Below are 16,835 nucleotides of genomic sequence, written 5' to 3' on the forward strand. Positions count from 1 at the left end.
TCAAAGACATGGAGGCTGATCTAGAGAATGCCAGACCTGAGCGTGTGTTCATAACTCATTCAGGATGCGACAGGGAAGTTGTTGAAGCTGTAAGAGAGTATCTTAGCGGCCTCGGCATGTTTAAAGAAATCCTTGAAACCCGCGTAGGAAGCGTTGTTTCATCTCATTGTGGTCCAGGAACATTGGGAGTACTGTTTATCTCAAAATGATGGGAACAAAGTAATATTTTTCTTTTTCCAGGAAATATTTCCAAGTGACGCCGGCGGAAGAGATTGCGGGGGTGACGAGCAAGCTGTGATGCAAATTAGCAACGCCAGAAGACACAAAAAAAGGAAGCGATAAACGCTTCCTTTTTAGTAGCGAGAGGGGGACTTGAACCCTCGACACCGCGGGTATGAACCGCGTGCTCTAGCCAGCTGAGCTACCTCGCCATATGTTCGCTCGTCAATCACAAGCGACTAGAATAATATACCTCTTAAGTGGGGGAGTTGTCAACATTAATAATTAAACTTTTTTTAGTTAAGGTCAATTATTCTGATATAATTATATATATGATCAAGCAGCTGCGGAGCCTAGGGCTTCGCAGTTTTGGTAATGATAAGGAGAAAAAGATATGTGGGCTTATGAGACCAGCTTTTACCAGATCTACACTTTAGGATTTTGCGGAGCACCTTTTGAGAATGACGGAAAATTAGAGCACAGGATACTAAAGGTCCTTGACTGGATACCTCATCTTGAAAAGCTTGGAGTGGGTGCAGTTCTTTTTAACCCTGTCTTTGAATCCGACACCCACGGATACAACACAAGGGATTATCGGAAGATTGACACAAGGCTCGGAACCAATGAGGACTTTAAGAAGGTCTGCACGGCACTTCACAAAAAAGGCATAAAGATTGTGCTCGATGGTGTATTTAACCATGCAGGTCGTGGCTTCTTTGGTTTTCAGGATGTGTTGGAAAAGAGATGGGACTCACCCTATAAGGACTGGTTCCACATCAGTTTTGACGGAAATAACGGCTACAATGACGGCCTTTGGTATGAAGGATGGGAAGGCAACTTTGATCTTGTAAAGCTCAACCTGCGTAATCCGGCGGTCACAGACTATTTATTGGAGAGCGTAAAATACTGGATAGATGAGTTCGACATAGACGGACTAAGACTGGACGTGGCTTACTGCGTTGAGAGCGATTTCTTAAGGCGCCTTCGATATGAGACCGGCAACTGGAAAGAGGATTTCTTCCTGATGGGAGAGATGATAGGCGGAGATTACAATCGCATCATGGGTGATGATCTGTGCCACAGTGCCACAAACTATGAATGCTACAAAGGCATGTTCTCGTCCTTCAACAGCATGAACATGTTTGAGATAATCCATTCGCTGCTCCGTCAGTTTGGCCCGGAGAACTGGACTCTATACAAAGGAAAGCACATGTTATCATTCGTTGATAATCACGATGTATCAAGGATTGCAAGCACTTTAAACAATCCTGCGCACCTGAAGCTCATATATACCCTTATGTTTGGAATGCCCGGAATCCCAACCATCTACTACGGCAGTGAGTGGGGAGAGAAGGCGGATAAATCCCAGGGTGATCCGGCGCTTCGTCCGTGCTTTGAAAGCCCGCAGTGGACAGAACTTACAGATCACATAGCAGCACTTTGCAAGGGACAGAAAGGGTCAAAAGCCCTTAACTACGGCGGCTTTAAGTCACTGGTGCTCACCAACAGACAGTGCGTATTTGAAAGAGAAGCTGAAGATGATAGAGTCATTGTTGCCATAAATGCCGATGATCAGCCATTTGTTGCGCATTTTGATGCAAGAGCAGGAAGAGCAACAGACCTTATAACCGGAGAAATGATTGACTTTGGCGGAGGACTTGAGATTCCCGGATGCACTTCTTATCTTCTTCAAATTTAACATGAAATCATAATTTACAGTTTACACATGATAAGAATCCATAGTTTCAAAAAAGCGCGTTATTGTACAATATTCCTATAGCAAACAACAATAAAACTACGGGGAATAAATAATGAAAATATATTTTGACAAGCTTTACAAGGATGACAGAAAAAAGGAACTATGCGGTCTTTGTGTGCCTTTTGCAAAAGGCTTATTAAAAGCGTCTGATGCAGATGCACTTACAATCTTAGATGGAGACAGACCCCTTCCTGTTCAGGCTGAAGTGACCTCAAAATGGGATGATGGGTCTGTTCGTTTTGTATATCTCTATTTTCTTGCTGATCTTCCGGGGAATGATAAAAAAGAATTTGAGCTGGTAACAAACGCTAACGCCAAGGCGGAGTATTCGGAAACGGTTGATATTATTGAAAATCCCGAAGATATAAGCGTTTCAAACGGAGTAATAAAGTTTTGCGTCAAGAACAATTCCGAAAAACTCTTTGAAGAATTTGAATACTCCGATAGGTCTTTTGACAAAGAGCAGTTTGTAGGCCCTTTCGTAACCATATCAGGTGAGAGGTTAAAAACTGTATTTGATAAATGGACAGTTGCCAAGAAAGGCAAGCTCTTCTCAGTTATAGAAGCTAGTGGAAGGTGCCTGACGGCAGATGAAAAGACCTTTTCCGGAGAGGGAATACATTTCGAGATGAGGCTGTCCATAACTGCCGGAAAACCCTGGATTGATGCAGGCTTCAGGTTTATAAACTGCACCGATGGAAATATAAAACCGGATGATATTGTATTTGCAATAAAGTCATTTACAGGAGCGGATATTGATCTTTCAAGTCCTGGCATTGGCAATTATATCGTTGATTCCACCGGCTGTGGCGATACAAAGAAAACTTCTGTATCGGGTGATATCGTTACAACAATCGGAATTAAGGAACTTCCCAAATATGACTTCGGAGCAGAAGGCTCTATGCAGAGTGAAGCTGTAAGGACCATTGTCGGAAAATCCAATTACAGAACCGAGTTTAAGATTTCTACCTCCGCAGCGCAGGTGGAGAATACAATTATTGCTGAAATGCTGGAAAAAGAGGCTAATGAGCATTTCGCAGAAGTTCTCTACGGAACGTTTTTTTCCGACTATACGGATAAGTCAAAGGATGTGGGAGTCTGTGCAACAGTTTTTCAGGCGTTCCAGAATTTCCCTAAGGCTGTTAAGGCTGATAAAAACGGCGTTGTGGTATATATCATTCCGGATCAGAACGAGAATAACAAAGTTTCCAAGGCGGAGCCTGTGATATTTACTTCGGGAATGGCAAGGGAGACGAGATTTCTTTTGCACTTCCATGATGCTAAGGAGCCGATATACGAGCTTGATAACAGGAGTCTTATATATCAGATGCCTGACAGACCTTATATTTCACCTGATGAGTTCGAGAAAGCAGAGGTATTTCCAAAGGTCTTTTTACCAAGGGATAAACAAAACGATGATGTTGAGATAGCCCTTATTGAGAAGGCGGATTCCCATGCAAGGTCCTATGGGATGCTTAATTTCGGCGATGCGCCTGATCCAAACTACACTGCGCAGGGAAGAGGCGATGGAAATCTTGTCTGGACAAACAATGAGTATGACTATCCCCATTCAATGTATATGATGTATGCAAGGACTGGCATTCGAAGATTCCTGGACTATGCCAATGTAGCAGCAGCTCACTGGATGGATGTTGATGTCTGCCATTACAGCCAGGATCCTCTTAGAATGGGCGGACAATGGGAACACACAAGAAAGCACACCGGAGGCTCGGAAGAAGGCAGGGGCTGCAAGGGAGAGATGGTCTGCAGCCATGAATGGGTTGAGGGACTTCTTGACTTCTATCACTTTACCGGCGATGAGAGGGCGCTAAACACTGCGCTTGGCATCGGCGAGAATGTATTAAGACTTCTGGATACGCCTATGTATCAGGTTCCGGGCGAAGCAAGTGCCAGAGAGACCGGATGGGCCTTGAGAACTCTGACAGCTCTTTTCATCGAGACGGGTGATAAGAAGTGGGTAGATAAATGCGAGTGGATAGTATCCCAGTTTGCTGCCTGGAACGACAGATATGGCAAGTGGCTCGCGCCTTATACAGACAACACCACCATAAGAGTTGGATTTATGATATCCGTTGCTCTTGGCTCTCTTATGCGTTATTACAGAGTGTTCCCTTCTGAAGAATTAAAGAAGATGATGCTTGATGCCATAGATGACCTAACGGAAAACTTTATGACGCCCCAGGGGCTTTTCTACTACAAGGAGCTGCCAAGTCTTTCACGAAACGGCACAAACACGCTTCTCTTGGAGGCTATGGCCATAGGGTATGAGCTTACGCAGGATAAGAGATATCTTGATTATGGTAAAAAGACCTTTGAAAGAGCTATTGTTGTTTCGCCGGCCTCAGTCGGAGGTAAGAAGATCATAGAGGACGCGGTCATTGTTGGAAGCGGACCAACCAAGAATTTTGCTCAGAGCTTTTTGCCAATAACCGGCTACTACGTGCAACTTGCACTTGCAAACGGAACTGTATTATAATCAATTTATGGAAATACGTACACCCATTGTTGCAATTTTGGTATTATCCATATTGATCATTGTATACCTGAGGCGGAACATGCCTCGGGTATTTTCTACGCGCGTTTTTTTCATCTTTCTGGTGGCGGCGTACTTAAATGTTCTTGGGGATATCATTCAGAGCGCTGTCTTTGATTATCTTGATAACACCTTTTCTTCGCTGAGAGGCATTTCCCAGATTATCTATGTCGGGACCCTTATAATATGCGCTTTTGTCATGGCACTTTATGTCTACGCCAAAATACTGCATGGTAAAAAGGCATCACCCATCGTTATCGGACTGATCGCAGCTCCGGGAGTCATAGGACTTATTTCGCTTTTATTTGGCAGAGTTAATTATACCGTCACCGAATCCGGGCAATATTACAACGTTGGATTTGTTGTACTCTTTTGTTATTTCATAGGATTTCTTTATATATTCGGAACCTTGCTCCTGTCGATCACATTCAGGGACAGGCTCAGGAAAGACGATGCATTGGCTATTACCGCAGGCCTTTTGGCATGGGCGATTCTTGCATTCTTCCAGTTTAAGTTCCATGGATATCAGGTATCATCCATAGCTATAATGCTGATGGCTCTGATACTGTTTCTATCAAGCGAAAACCCGAGAGAGTACTACGAAAAGGATATTCCCGGTGTAAAGAATGAAGATGCTTTTGATCTGGTCATTACAGAGAGATTTGGACTTAGCAAGAGCTTTTTTATAGTATCGGTCATATTTACAGGAAAGACCATGATCCTTAACGGAGAAGACAGAAAGAAACTCTACTCTCTCCAGGGAGAAATAGCCAAGATGGCTGAGGAAGCCACAAAAGAGAGCTCGTACTTATCAAGCTGGAATACTCTCTCTTACATTATTGAGAATCCGGAAAGCGTAGAGAAATTGATGTCACTGATAAACAACTACAAGGATGACAGTGGCAACTATAAACTGACATACGCAGTGCTTGAAGTCCCTAAACACACAAAAAAGGCTGATGAAGCGCTACAGATCCTGCGCTACGTATCAGGCGAATACATATATACTCACTATTCACCGAATCTGGTAATCGATAATAAGATCATCGACAAGATGGTTTACAGGAATACCATCGAAGATGTTGTCAGAGCAGCAGTTAAGGATAAGGCCTTTGAAGTCTACTATCAGCCGATCCTGAGTGTTAAGGAAGGCAAATTTATCTCGACAGAAGCGCTTGTAAGACTTAAAAGAGCTGACACCGAAAACTACATATCTCCCGAGGATTTCATTCCCATTGCGGAGAAATGCGGACTGATACAGGAAATTGATGATCTGGTATTTGAGAAGGTATGTTCATTTATCGCAAAGGAAAACCTGTCAAGCTACGGAATCAGGAAGGTTGAGGTCAATCTCTCCGGAAATGAAGTGGTTGACAGAAAGACCTATGCAAGGCTTATCGGTAAGATGGAAAAATACCATATACCTGCAAAGATGATAAACTTCGAGATCACTGAAACCGCCTATATCAACAATGATGATGCATTCAAGCATAATGTTCAAAAGCTTAAAGAACTGGGAAGTACATTCTCCATGGACGACTTTGGTTCAGGCTATTCCAATCTTTTGGAGCTTCTGAAAATGGATTACGTCATGGTCAAGATGGACAAAGAGTTTATCTGGAATTGTATGGACCTTGATAAGCCTGAGAATATGAGGATGCTTGAATACTCCATAAATTTCTTGAAGGACTATGGACTCCACGTTCTTGCCGAGGGTGTAGAAACCATAGATCAGGCTAAAACTTTAATAGAAAAAGGTGTAGAATATTTACAGGGATTCTACTATTCGAGACCTTTACCCGAAAATGAGTACATTGAGTTTCTGAAGGCACAGAAAGGAGACAGGCTATGAACGAAGCCCTATACGATGCAGTTTTTTGTTACGGTGAAAACAAGGTTGACCCATTTGCCAAATGCTATGTGGATTTTGACAGGATCATATCGGATATGAAGCTGGTCGGATATGAGCTGAATTCATTTAACATTGTTCATCAGATCATGCTTGAACAGCTTGATGACCTTATCAGGACCAAGGGTAAGGCAATCGAGGAGTCCATGGATCTTGATAACAGAGATGCCTACTGCAGGGAGAAATTCGGGCTTTCTTTCAAGGATATCGACGCCCTTGATCCCACAAACGATATAGAATGGGACATCAAGAGCGGACAGGTTATCTTTTATCTTAAGCCTGAGGCAAAACACAAAGAAGAGGCGTACTTCATATTCTTTAAGAAAAAACTCGACCAGTTTATGAACAGGACAGGCTTTAATTATTTGAGTCTGTAACAGGGATAGTTATGGTACTGGAAACAAAGCGTTTGATACTTAGAGGCTGGAGAGATGAAGATGCTCCCAGCCTCTTTAATTATGCAAAAGATGACAGGGTAGGTCCTGTTGCCGGTTGGCTTCCCCATAAGGATGAGGCCTATTCAAGGGCTGTGATTAGGACTATTCTCTCAGGGGATGAGACCTATGCCATCTGCCTTAAAGAGAGGAACAACGAACCCATTGGCAGTATTGGACTGACTTTAGAAGGAAGTCCCGAAAGGCCCTTAGAGGAAGGGGCGGCTGAGCTTGGATACTGGGTCGGAGTTCCCTTCTGGGGCATGGGAATAGCTCCTGAGGCTGCTGAAATACTTATAAAAAGAGGCTTTGCAGACCTTGGACTTGATCGGATCTACGCAGGGTATTTTATTGGCAACAACAGGTCAAAAAGAGTTCAGGAAAAATGCGGTTTCATATACCACCATACCAATGCAAAGTCCCGTGTCATCATGCTTGGCGAGACCCGTGTTGAGTGTATCAATTGTCTGACAAGGGATAGCTGGGAATCAGGTTATAAGTCACAAAAAAAACATAATTAATTCAGATTTAAATATTACAAAAAACGTAATATTGTGCTATAATTTACGTACTGACGGCGTGAAAACGCTTACAGTAAGCGGTCTGAAAAAAACAAGGAGGAACACGATGTTAAATATTGGAGAGTGCGTTATTTATGGCAGCCATGGTTTATGCAGCGTACGTGATATTCTTGTTCCGTCTTTCCTTGAGAGAGGGAAGGAGAAGGAGTATTACCAGATGGTTTCAGCGGTAGATGCGGGAAGTGTGCTGTATGTTCCTGTCGAAGGTGCTGAGAGCAAGATCCGTGATGTGATAAGCGCAGATGGTGCAGAAGAGCTCATTGATGAGATTGAATATGCTCCTGAAATTGAGCTTCCTGAAGGTAAAAAGGCTGAGCCGGTTATTTCCGAAGTTATTAAACGCAACATGGTAGATGAGATGATGAGTCTTGTTAAGACCCTTCACAAGATCAAAGCCATTCGCCTTTCAGAAGGCAAGAAATTTGCTTCACTTAACGAGAGATACTTAAGCATTGCTGAAAAACTTTTGTATACGGAATTAGCGTTCTCACTTAAAGTTGAGAAGGATGACATAAAGAAAAGAGTTTTTGAAGAGCTTTCACAGTTACCGCTTGAGACTGCATAATGCAGTCTCTTTTTTTTGCATGTTTATGGGCAAGGCAGGGCAAATGTGTTACAATGTGTTCTATGGTTAAAACAGAGGAACTTTATTATCAGGATGCATATTTGAAGGAGTTTGAAGGGAAGGTCTTATCCTGTGAAAAAGGAAAGGGCGATTCCTTTTTAGTGGTGCTTGACAGAACTGCCTTCTTCCCTGAGCAGGGAGGACAGAGCTCTGACATCGGGTCTATTTCTGATGCCGTAGTTACTCACGTCAGTATTACAGACGGGATAATAACTCATGTCACAGACAGAGAGCTGCCTGTGGGAGAGTGCGTAAAGGGAATTATTGACTTTGACCACAGATTCAGCAATATGCAGCAGCACACAGGAGAGCATATCTTCTCCGGAATCGTTAATTCAAAATACGGCTATGACAACGTTGGCTTTCATCTTAGTGACTCAGAGGTCACCATGGACTACAACGGAGTCCTTACCGATGAGGATATCCATGATGTTGAGTTTTTGGTAAACAGGGCAATCTGGGAGAACGTGGAAGTTAAGTGCGAATTCCCGGCAAAAGAGATCCTGGATGGCCTTCAGTACAGAAGTAAGAAGGAACTTACCGGCGATGTGAGAATTGTCACTGTGGTTGGATACGATACCTGCGCCTGCTGTGCACCTCACGTTGCAAGAACAGGAGAAATCGGACTTTTAAAGGTTGTCAGCTGTCAGAATTACAAAGGCGGAGTTCGTGTAAGCATTCTTTGCGGGAAAAGAGCTCTTGAATACATAAATGATCAGCTTCAGGTTGTAGGGCAGCTCACAGGTCTTTTAACAACCGGTTATGATCGTATTGTGTCTTCAGTAAAAAAGCTATCGGATGAAAACTACGCTTTGAAGGGCGAACTCTCAGATTGCAGAGAAAAGCTCATAGGTTATGAACTTGACAGCATAGATAAAAACAAAGAAAATGTCTTTTTAAAGAAAGAGGCAGGGCTTGACGGAAACCTTATGAGAAAGGTTGTCAATGCGCTGATCGAAACTCGCAGCGGTTATTGCGGAGTATTCTCCGGAGATGACAATGCGGGTTATAAATACATAATCGCTACAAAGGGTGAAGGAAAGGATCTAAAAGCCCTTCAGAACATGCTAAGAGAAGAGTTCGGTGCCAAGGGCGGTGGAAGCAGCGCTATGGTTCAAGGCAGCATGGGCTCTGTAAATGTAGCGGATGTTATTAAAAAATGTGAGTCATTCTGAAGGCTTATCGTCAGGGTGAATCAGGGGAATGAGTATGAAAGTTGGGACTTTTAAGGACTTCAAGGAAGGATGCAGCGATGCTTTGCCAATCTGTCTCGGATATATGGCTGTGTCTTTTGCCTTCGGAATTGAAGCTTCAAAAATAGGAATGAGTGTATTTCAGGCCGCTATGACGTCACTTCTTAATGTGACCAGTGCCGGTCAGTTCTCCGCACTGGAGATCATAGCCAGAAACGGAAGCTTTATAGAGCTGGCAATTCTGCAGTTTATCATCAATCTCAGATATATGCTTATGAGCTGTGCTCTTTCACAGAAGCTCGATCCCGAGCTGGGAACGGGTCACAGAATGGGAATCTCCTATGGTGTGACCGATGAGATATTTGGCGTGAGCGTCCTTAGGAAGGGAAGACTCTATCCTGCGTATTCCTATGGACTTATAGTTACATCAGTATTTGGCTGGGTTCTTGGGACATCACTCGGAGCTTTTTCCGGGCAGATCATGCCGGAGAGGCTTATAAGCTGTCTCGGACTTGCCATATACGGTATGTTTATTGCGATAATTATTCCTGATACCAGAACCAGCAAGGCTGTTATGGCTGTTGTTCTTTCAGCTATGGCGCTCAGCACGGTATTTACTTATGCGCCTGTCCTTGGAACAGCCATTTCATCAGGCTTCAGGATCATTATAATAACAGTTGTTGTTGCTGCAGCTGCTGCATTTCTTGCACCTGTTTCGGATGAGGACGGAGGTGATAAGGAATGAGCAGAGTATATCTTTACATCATACTTATGGCAGTGGTTACTTATCTGATAAGAGCGCTTCCTCTTACCCTTATCAGAAAAGAGATAAAGAGCAGGTTCATAAAGTCATTTCTGTACTATGTTCCCTATGCTACACTGGCAGCAATGACGTTCCCGGCAATCCTTAGTGCAACCGATTATGTTATTTCATCTGTTATCGGATTTGTCGTGGCACTTGTTCTTGCCTTCAATAAAAAGAGCCTTCTTACCGTTGCGGCTTTTTCCTGTGCAGCGGCCTTTATAGTAGAGCTCTTTTTGCACTGATAATTGATTTTTTATAATGAAAGGGATATTGCTATGCGCGTTGGAATGGGATACGATGTTCATAAGCTTGTAGAAGGAAGAGATCTTATAATAGGCGGAGTTAAGATCCCCTATGAGAAGGGACTTCTGGGACACTCTGATGCAGATGTTCTTCTTCATGCTATAATGGATGCACTTCTTGGAGCAGCAGCTCTTGGAGATATCGGGAAACACTTCCCGGATACTGATCCTAAATACAAGGGAGCTGATTCTTTGGATCTTCTAAAAGAGGTTTACAAGCTCCTTGATAAAAATGACTATGTAGTAGAGAACATCGATGCCACAATAATAGCTCAGGCACCCAAGATGAGACCACACATAGATGAGATGAGAATTAATATAGCACATGCTCTTCGAATTGAGATGTCACAGGTTAACGTCAAGGCGACAACTGAAGAGGGGCTTGGCTTTACAGGAACCGGAGAAGGAATTTCATCTCAGGCGATATGTCTTTTAACAAATAAAATCTATACTTGCAAGGAGCACAGCAATGAGTAACGATTTCAGATTTTACAATTCACTCACAAGAAAAGTGGACGAGTTCGTTCCAAATGAAGAAGGAAAGGTGTCAATGTACACCTGTGGACCTACCGTTTACCACTATGCACATATCGGAAATATCAGAACCTATATCATGCAGGACGTTTTGGTCAAGGCTCTGGAATACGCAGGATATGATGTTAAGCGTGTCATGAACATCACCGATGTAGGACATCTTTCATCAGATGCAGATACAGGAGAGGATAAGATGCTCGCAGGTGCCAAGAGAGAGCACAAGAGCGTAATGGAGATTGCCAAGTTCTATACAGATGCATTCTTCAAGGATTTTGATGCGGTTGGAAATAAGAAACCTGATGTTATTGAACCTGCTACAAACTGCATTCCCGAGTTTATTCACATGGTTGAAGTTCTTCTTGAGAAGGGTTATGCATATCAGGCAGGCGGAAATATCTACTTCGATACCAGTAAGCTCGATGATTACTACGTTTTCTCATCAGCAATCGAGAAGGAAGCACTTCAGATCGGTGTAAGAGACGATGTAGAAGAGGATTCAAACAAGAAGAACAAGACTGACTTTGTTCTGTGGTTTACCAAATCCAAGTTTGAAGATCAGGCCCTTAAGTGGGAGAGCCCATGGGGCGTTGGATATCCCGGATGGCACATCGAGTGCTCATGCATTTCCATGAAGCACCTGGGTGAGAGGCTTGATATTCACTGCGGTGGTGTTGATAACATGTTCCCTCACCACACCAATGAGATTGCCCAGTCTGAGAGCTATTTGGGACACAAGTGGTGCAACTACTGGTTCCACAGCAATCACTTAAATGACAGAGCCGGCAAGATGAGTAAGTCCAAGGGAGCTGTTCTTACAGTTTCAGTTCTTAAGGAAAAAGGCTATGATCCGCTGGTTTACAGATTCTTCTGCCTCCAGTCTCACTATCGTAAGCCTCTTGAGTTCTCATTTGATGTTCTTGACAGCAATGTTGGAACTTACAACAAGCTCGTCAAGAGAGTTTCTGAGCTTAAGGCTGACGGCGCAGTTGATGAGAATGTTAAGAAGGAGTTTGAGGATAAGTTCAGGGAGGCTATTTCAGACGATCTGAATACTTCAATGGCTATCACGATCCTCTATGATGCTCTTAAGGCAGATACAAACGATGCTACTAAGCTTGCTCTTGTTGAGAGCTTTGACAAGGTACTTTCTCTTGATCTTATCGGACATGCAAAGAGCCTTTTGGAAAACGCAGGCCCGGATGTAGATCCTGAGCTTCTTGAGTACATCAACGAGCAGATACAGAAGAGAGCAGAAGCCAAGAAGGCCAAGGACTTTGCAACTGCTGATGCCATAAGAAATGAGCTTTTGGAAAGAGGCGTTGAGATCAAGGATACCCGTGAGGGAGTTAAATGGCAGCTGGTTTAAATGATTATATAAACGAGAAATTCGATATCACCTCCAAGGACATAAGGACATATTCGCCCTTAACTCTGGCGTATATCGGTGATGCGGTCTATGACCTTGTTGTAAGGTCAGTTCTTGTAAACAGGGGCAATACTGCGGTCAACAATCTCCATAAAAGAGCAAGTGCTATTGTAAAAGCACCCGCCCAGGCAGCGATTGCAGCTTCCATTATGGATGATCTTACCGATGAGGAAAAAGACATCTACAGAAGAGGCAGGAATTCCAAGCCCCACACAAAAGCCAAGAACGCATCTACAATAGAGTACCTTGAGGCTACAGGACTTGAGGCGGTTGTCGGCTTCTTATATCTTAAAGGCGACATGGACAGAGCTCTAAACCTTATAAGGCTTGGGCTTGAGCGTAATAACCTGGAGCTGTGATCAATATTTGAGGAATTTAAATGGAAAAAGAAATACTGACTCCCAACGAGGAGAAAATCGAGGGCAGAAATGCCGTAATAGAGGCCTATAGATCAGGAAAGACCATAGACAAGATCTATATTCTTGACGGATGCCAGGACGGACCGGTATCCACCATCAGAAGAGAAGCCAAGAAACAGGGCTCACTAATAAAGTTTGTCAGCAGGGAGAGGCTTGACCAGATATCCGAAACCGGCAAGCATCAGGGCGTAATAGCTATAGCTGCAGCTTATAAGTACTCTGAGATGGAGGATATTTTCGAGCTTGCAGAGGCAAGAAACGAAGATCCATTTGTATTTGTCCTGGATGGAATTGAGGATCCTCATAATCTTGGAGCTATCATCAGAACAGCCAATCTCTCCGGTGCACACGGAGTTATCATTCCCAAGAACAGGGCAGTAGGTCTTACAGCTACAGTTGCCAAGGCCTCAGCAGGAGCATTAAACTACACTCCCGTTGTTAAGGTCACCAACATAGCTCAGACCATCGAAGACCTTAAAAAACGTGGCCTTTGGTTTGCCTGTGCCGATATGGACGGTACCACCATGTATAAGCTCAATTTAAAGGGTGCCATCGGACTTGTTATCGGCAATGAAGGCAGCGGAGTATCAAGACTTGTAAAAGAGAAGTGCGACATGATCGCATCTATCCCCATGAAGGGTGATATAGATTCACTTAACGCATCTGTTGCAGCAGGTGTACTTGCTTTTGAGGTTGTAAGACAAAGACTTTCGTGAGGTCATCAGATGAGCAAGGGAAAGTACAGCGATATTGATGATGAGCAGCTTATCGTCCGCATACATGACGGAGGTCAGGACGATATAACCGATTACATCATGAACAAATATAAGAACCTGGTCCGTAAAAAGGCTGCTTCCATGTACATCCTTGGCGCAGATAAGGACGATCTTATCCAGGAAGGTATGATAGGTCTTTTCAAGGCGGTCAGGGACTATGACTGCGGAAGAGATGCAAGCTTTGCCACCTTTGCGGAGCTCTGTATCTCAAGGCAGATGTATTCTGCCATCAAATCCCTTTCCAGGAAAAAACATGCTCCCCTTAACAGCTACATATCGATATATGCCAGCAGAGAGGATGCAGAGCAGGGAAGTGAATCCATATTGGAGGAAGTACTGGAATCCGATGCAAATCTCATTCCGGAGCAGTACGTGATCGACCAGGAGAATCTTCAGGATCTTGAGGGTGAGATAGACAGAGAACTCAGCGACTTGGAGCGCCAGGTTTTGGATCTCTACATTACAGGCATGAGTGTAAAAGAAATCTCTGCAGTGCTCGGCAGGGATGAGAAGTCCACTGACAACGCAATGCAGAGAATTCGTAATAAACTAAAGAAGTATCTTAAAAAGAAGGGTTAAGCAAAGGCATCAAAGCTCATTGATCCGCCACCTGAGCCGTAGGCTGAGGGAACCGATACGGTTATCGGCGTAGGAGAGCTTGATATGGCTGCAGCTCCGCCAAAGGCAGGAGCAGAAGTTGCAGCTCCGGTTAGTCCGGTGCCGGCGATGCCCTTTTTTTCGTATTTATCCATGATTGCCTTAAGATAATCACCGTCAGCCTTGGCGATATCTTTCATTTCCTTGGTGCGGTGCTTTAATTTCAGCATCTTGAGGTCGTCTTCCGACATGTTTGGATCGGGAGCTGCCATGGTATTTGCCAGTTCATCCAGATCCAGAACTTCATCCATTTCTTCCATGGCATCCTGAACCATCTTCATCATTTCAGAGGTCATTTCCTCCATGGAATCCTTATTGTTTTCCATTACTTCCGCAATGGCGAGCTCCATCTCTTCTGAGAGTTCTTCCATTCTTGCAGCCGCCTCTTCCTGCATATCGGACATCATAAGCTGCATTTCTTCGGCATAATCCTGCTCGGTGTATGCCTGATCCTCAGGGATTTCTTCCTCTATAGGCTCTTCCTCAAGATCTTTTTCCTCTTCGCGTTCTTCTTCCTTTTCCTCAAGAGCTGCCATGGCGCCGTTCTGACCGCGCTCGATCATCTCTTCCTGCTGAAGATGGGCTACTTTCTTCTTGGCTATTCTCTCCATGGATTTGGCGTGCTCGATGGAAATCTGAAGCTCTTCTTCGTCATATTCGCCGCTGTTTCGCAGCCTTTTTAGGCGCTGAACTTCGCGTCTTGCTGCAGATGCTGCTTTCCTTGCACTTACGGAAGTTTTGCTTCTTACGATCTGGGAGGATATCTTTTTATAGCTGTACTGGAGCTTTTTCTTTTCCAGATTGGTTTCCTTGGCTTTGGCTCTTGATGCCCTTAAGGAATCAGCGTAGCTCTGACTCTGGCCTATTATTGAATTGTCTTTCTTTTGCTGGGTACGCTGCTGATATTCAAGTGATCTGACAGAAGTGGAAGAGCCTGAAGATTTATTTGAAGCGGGCTTATTATTTTGCGCACCAAAAGCACGAGCCTGACCTGCCCAGGCATCTGCCTGCGTCTGGCCCCTGTCTCTGATGGAAGTGTATATTTGATTGGCGTTTATGCTAATACTCATACGCATCCTCCTTGATGCAAGTGGCTGAAAATCCTTTTCAGAGTTGCATAACCTTCCATATCATTTATCGTCATATATTATTAGAATCTTTAGTCTTTTTTCAAAAAAGCAAGTAAATAAAAAATCCTTGCCATATACTCATTAGTGTGCTATATTTATATAGCTGTTGTAAAACAGTAAACGTGAACACATTGATGTCAGGTGCTTTAAGCGCTGACAACGTCTGTCGGAAACAGATGAAGTATTCAGATATAGTGAGGTGATAAGAAATGAGACAGGACATCCAGCCAGAATTCCATCAGGCAACAGTTACTTGCAACTGCGGTAACACATTTACAGTAGGATCAACAAAGAGCGAAATCCACGTAGAAATTTGCTCAAAGTGCCATCCTTTCTACACAGGAACTCAGAAGGCTACTGCTGCTCGTGGACGTATTGATAAGTTCAACAAGAAATACGGCATGGACAACAAGTAATATACAATTTGAGATCAAGAAACAAGTGAGGCCCAGGCATTTACGCCTTGGCCTCTTTTTCTTTAACAGGCGGTAAACTAAGATGAAGAGACGTAAGAGAAAGATTAGACACTATTCGGGAATAGGCGGACAGGCTGTTCTTGAAGGTGTAATGATGAAAAATAAGGATATGTACGCTGTTGCTGTCAGAAAGCCAAACGGTGAGATAGTGGTTGAGCATGATGAGTACCACGGCGTTGGATACGGCAGCAAGCTCCTTAGCATTCCTTTCGTAAGAGGAATCTTTGTATTTATTGATTCCCTTATCCTTGGACTTAAATCCCTTAATTACTCATCTTCATTCTATGAAGAGACCAATGAGAAGCCTACCAAGCTCGACGAGGAGATCGATAAGGTATCAAGCGGACATGAGGATACGTTCCTTATGGTATTTACAACGCTTTTATCATTTGCGTTTGCTATCGCGCTGTTTATGATCCTTCCTTATGCGATTTCAGAGATTATCTCTAAGTATGCGAGAAATGATTCTTTAGTAGCAATCGTTGAGGGCGTTCTCAGGATCTTTATCTTTGTACTTTATATCCTTATAATTTCAAGGATAAGAGATATCAAGAGACTTTTCATGTACCACGGAGCAGAGCATAAGTGCATCAACTGTATTGAAAAGGGAAGACCTCTTACAGTGAGCAATGTCAGAAAGAGTTCAAGACTTCACAAGAGATGCGGAAGCAGCTTCATACTGTTTGTTATGCTTATCAGTATCATCCTGTTCTTCTTTATCAGGGTTGATTCCTATGTTTGGCGCGTGGTAATAAGGATACTTCTGATCCCGGTTATTTCCGGAATATCCTATGAGATCATAAGACTTGCCGGAAGAACAAACTTCTTCCTGGTTAAAATGATCTCTGCTCCGGGACTCTGGCTTCAGAGACTTACAACCAAGGAGCCTGATGATGACATGATAGAAGTTGCCATCAAGTCTGTTGAGGCAGTATTTGACTGGAAGGAATTCCTTTCTGATTCCTTTGGATACGAGATTGATGAGAGCTGGCTTGCTGATGATGATAAGGCAGATCAGGCAGCTGAGTAAATTATT

The 16,835-nt window shown here is 43.6% G+C and carries 18 protein-coding genes and 1 tRNA gene; 17 read left to right on the plus strand and 2 right to left on the minus strand.

Translation table 11 applies throughout. The features are described 5' to 3' along the window. Positions 1-8: 8 nt before the first annotated feature. Positions 9-209 (plus strand): DegV family protein, encoded by a 201-nt coding sequence (locus tag G633_RS0100175; RefSeq protein ID WP_022767404.1) that lies wholly within the window; start codon positions 9-11, stop codon positions 207-209. A 148-nt stretch (positions 210-357) separates the two neighbouring features. Here G633_RS0100175 and G633_RS0100180 read toward each other — a convergent pair. Further along, positions 358-431 (minus strand) — tRNA-Met (locus G633_RS0100180). 182 nt (positions 432-613) lie between these two features. Here G633_RS0100180 and G633_RS0100185 point away from each other — a divergent pair. The 14 genes from G633_RS0100185 to sigH all read left to right on the plus strand — a co-directional run bounded on the left by G633_RS0100185 (position 614) and on the right by sigH (position 14,115). After that, positions 614-1,918, plus strand: a complete 1,305-nt coding sequence (locus tag G633_RS0100185) for an alpha-amylase family glycosyl hydrolase (RefSeq protein ID WP_026518734.1) — start codon at positions 614-616, stop codon at positions 1,916-1,918. Between the two features lie 112 nt (positions 1,919-2,030). Continuing rightward, the gene (locus tag G633_RS0100190) at positions 2,031-4,475 is read left to right on the plus strand and encodes a hypothetical protein (RefSeq protein WP_026518735.1); all 2,445 of its coding nucleotides are present in this window, start codon (positions 2,031-2,033) and stop codon (positions 4,473-4,475) included. Positions 4,476-4,596: 121 nt separating this feature from the next. Further along, complete coding sequence (locus tag G633_RS0100195) at positions 4,597-6,384, plus strand: EAL domain-containing protein (RefSeq protein WP_196804204.1); 1,788 nt, start codon at positions 4,597-4,599, stop codon at positions 6,382-6,384. After that, entirely contained in the window at positions 6,381-6,818 is a 438-nt protein-coding gene (locus G633_RS0100200) for a hypothetical protein (RefSeq protein WP_022767400.1), read from the plus strand. The genes G633_RS0100195 and G633_RS0100200 overlap by 4 nt, the downstream gene beginning before the upstream one ends. 11 nt (positions 6,819-6,829) lie before the next feature. Next, positions 6,830-7,396, plus strand: coding sequence for a GNAT family N-acetyltransferase (locus tag G633_RS0100205; protein ID WP_026518737.1), 567 nt, complete (start codon positions 6,830-6,832; stop codon positions 7,394-7,396). A 106-nt stretch (positions 7,397-7,502) separates the two neighbouring features. Beyond that, positions 7,503-8,021 carry a CarD family transcriptional regulator gene (locus tag G633_RS0100210; RefSeq protein ID WP_022767398.1) on the plus strand — a complete coding sequence of 173 codons (519 nt, stop codon included), beginning with the start codon at positions 7,503-7,505 and terminating at the stop codon, positions 8,019-8,021. A gap of 62 nt (positions 8,022-8,083) precedes the next feature. Then, a complete protein-coding gene (locus tag G633_RS0100215; RefSeq protein ID WP_035770426.1) occupies positions 8,084-9,256 on the plus strand; it encodes an alanyl-tRNA editing protein in 1,173 nt (390 codons plus the stop codon). A gap of 34 nt (positions 9,257-9,290) precedes the next feature. Next, positions 9,291-10,019 (plus strand): AzlC family ABC transporter permease, encoded by a 729-nt coding sequence (locus G633_RS0100220; protein ID WP_026518739.1) that lies wholly within the window; start codon positions 9,291-9,293, stop codon positions 10,017-10,019. After that, positions 10,016-10,321: an AzlD domain-containing protein gene (locus tag G633_RS0100225; RefSeq protein ID WP_022767395.1), complete on the plus strand. Its 306-nt coding sequence runs from the start codon at positions 10,016-10,018 to the stop codon at positions 10,319-10,321. Before G633_RS0100220 ends, G633_RS0100225 begins: the two co-directional genes overlap by 4 nt. A gap of 33 nt (positions 10,322-10,354) precedes the next feature. Next, positions 10,355-10,858, plus strand: coding sequence for a 2-C-methyl-D-erythritol 2,4-cyclodiphosphate synthase (ispF, locus tag G633_RS16865; protein WP_022767394.1), 504 nt, complete (start codon positions 10,355-10,357; stop codon positions 10,856-10,858). Further along, positions 10,851-12,281, plus strand: a complete 1,431-nt coding sequence (cysS, locus tag G633_RS0100235) for a cysteine--tRNA ligase (RefSeq protein ID WP_022767393.1) — start codon at positions 10,851-10,853, stop codon at positions 12,279-12,281. The genes ispF and cysS overlap by 8 nt, the downstream gene beginning before the upstream one ends. After that, on the plus strand, positions 12,266-12,700 hold the full coding sequence (locus tag G633_RS0100240) for a Mini-ribonuclease 3 (protein ID WP_026518740.1): 435 nt from the start codon (positions 12,266-12,268) through the stop codon (positions 12,698-12,700). Before cysS ends, G633_RS0100240 begins: the two co-directional genes overlap by 16 nt. Positions 12,701-12,720: 20 nt before the next feature. Beyond that, on the plus strand, positions 12,721-13,476 hold the full coding sequence (rlmB, locus tag G633_RS0100245; protein WP_022767391.1) for a 23S rRNA (guanosine(2251)-2'-O)-methyltransferase RlmB: 756 nt from the start codon (positions 12,721-12,723) through the stop codon (positions 13,474-13,476). A gap of 9 nt (positions 13,477-13,485) precedes the next feature. Further along, on the plus strand, positions 13,486-14,115 hold the full coding sequence (gene sigH, locus G633_RS0100250; RefSeq protein WP_026518741.1) for an RNA polymerase sporulation sigma factor SigH: 630 nt from the start codon (positions 13,486-13,488) through the stop codon (positions 14,113-14,115). Here sigH and G633_RS0100255 read toward each other — a convergent pair. Further along, complete coding sequence (locus G633_RS0100255; protein ID WP_026518742.1) at positions 14,112-15,263, minus strand: hypothetical protein; 1,152 nt, start codon at positions 15,261-15,263, stop codon at positions 14,112-14,114. The genes sigH and G633_RS0100255 overlap by 4 nt on opposite strands. 269 nt (positions 15,264-15,532) lie before the next feature. Here G633_RS0100255 and rpmE point away from each other — a divergent pair, with 269 nt between their 5' ends. After that, complete coding sequence (gene rpmE / locus G633_RS0100260) at positions 15,533-15,739, plus strand: 50S ribosomal protein L31 (protein WP_022765874.1); 207 nt, start codon at positions 15,533-15,535, stop codon at positions 15,737-15,739. Between the two features lie 82 nt (positions 15,740-15,821). Then, positions 15,822-16,829 carry a DUF1385 domain-containing protein gene (locus tag G633_RS0100265; protein WP_026518743.1) on the plus strand — a complete coding sequence of 336 codons (1,008 nt, stop codon included), beginning with the start codon at positions 15,822-15,824 and terminating at the stop codon, positions 16,827-16,829. The last annotated feature ends 6 nt before the right edge of the window (positions 16,830-16,835 follow it).

Source organism: Butyrivibrio sp. FCS006 (assembly GCF_000424525.1).
Taxonomy (GTDB): Bacteria; Bacillota; Clostridia; order Lachnospirales; family Lachnospiraceae; genus Butyrivibrio.

What these genes read in the sequence shown, in the direction of transcription:
- G633_RS0100205 (WP_026518737.1), top strand. Translation starts at nt 6,830, where the DNA reads ATGGTACTGGAAACAAAGCGTTTGATACTTAGAGGCTGGAGAGATGAA.
- G633_RS0100240 (WP_026518740.1), top strand. Translation starts at nt 12,266, where the DNA reads ATGGCAGCTGGTTTAAATGATTATATAAACGAGAAATTCGATATCACC.
- rlmB (WP_022767391.1), top strand. Translation starts at nt 12,721, where the DNA reads ATGGAAAAAGAAATACTGACTCCCAACGAGGAGAAAATCGAGGGCAGA.
- ispF (WP_022767394.1), top strand. Translation starts at nt 10,355, where the DNA reads ATGCGCGTTGGAATGGGATACGATGTTCATAAGCTTGTAGAAGGAAGA.
- sigH (WP_026518741.1), top strand. Translation starts at nt 13,486, where the DNA reads ATGAGCAAGGGAAAGTACAGCGATATTGATGATGAGCAGCTTATCGTC.
- G633_RS0100265 (WP_026518743.1), top strand. Translation starts at nt 15,822, where the DNA reads ATGAAGAGACGTAAGAGAAAGATTAGACACTATTCGGGAATAGGCGGA.
- cysS (WP_022767393.1), top strand. Translation starts at nt 10,851, where the DNA reads ATGAGTAACGATTTCAGATTTTACAATTCACTCACAAGAAAAGTGGAC.
- G633_RS0100190 (WP_026518735.1), top strand. Translation starts at nt 2,031, where the DNA reads ATGAAAATATATTTTGACAAGCTTTACAAGGATGACAGAAAAAAGGAA.
- G633_RS0100225 (WP_022767395.1), top strand. Translation starts at nt 10,016, where the DNA reads ATGAGCAGAGTATATCTTTACATCATACTTATGGCAGTGGTTACTTAT.
- rpmE (WP_022765874.1), top strand. Translation starts at nt 15,533, where the DNA reads ATGAGACAGGACATCCAGCCAGAATTCCATCAGGCAACAGTTACTTGC.
- G633_RS0100215 (WP_035770426.1), top strand. Translation starts at nt 8,084, where the DNA reads ATGGTTAAAACAGAGGAACTTTATTATCAGGATGCATATTTGAAGGAG.
- G633_RS0100255 (WP_026518742.1), bottom strand. Translation starts at nt 15,263, where the DNA reads ATGAGTATTAGCATAAACGCCAATCAAATATACACTTCCATCAGAGAC.
- G633_RS0100220 (WP_026518739.1), top strand. Translation starts at nt 9,291, where the DNA reads ATGAAAGTTGGGACTTTTAAGGACTTCAAGGAAGGATGCAGCGATGCT.
- G633_RS0100210 (WP_022767398.1), top strand. Translation starts at nt 7,503, where the DNA reads ATGTTAAATATTGGAGAGTGCGTTATTTATGGCAGCCATGGTTTATGC.
- G633_RS0100185 (WP_026518734.1), top strand. Translation starts at nt 614, where the DNA reads ATGTGGGCTTATGAGACCAGCTTTTACCAGATCTACACTTTAGGATTT.
- G633_RS0100200 (WP_022767400.1), top strand. Translation starts at nt 6,381, where the DNA reads ATGAACGAAGCCCTATACGATGCAGTTTTTTGTTACGGTGAAAACAAG.
- G633_RS0100175 (WP_022767404.1), top strand. Translation starts at nt 9, where the DNA reads ATGGAGGCTGATCTAGAGAATGCCAGACCTGAGCGTGTGTTCATAACT.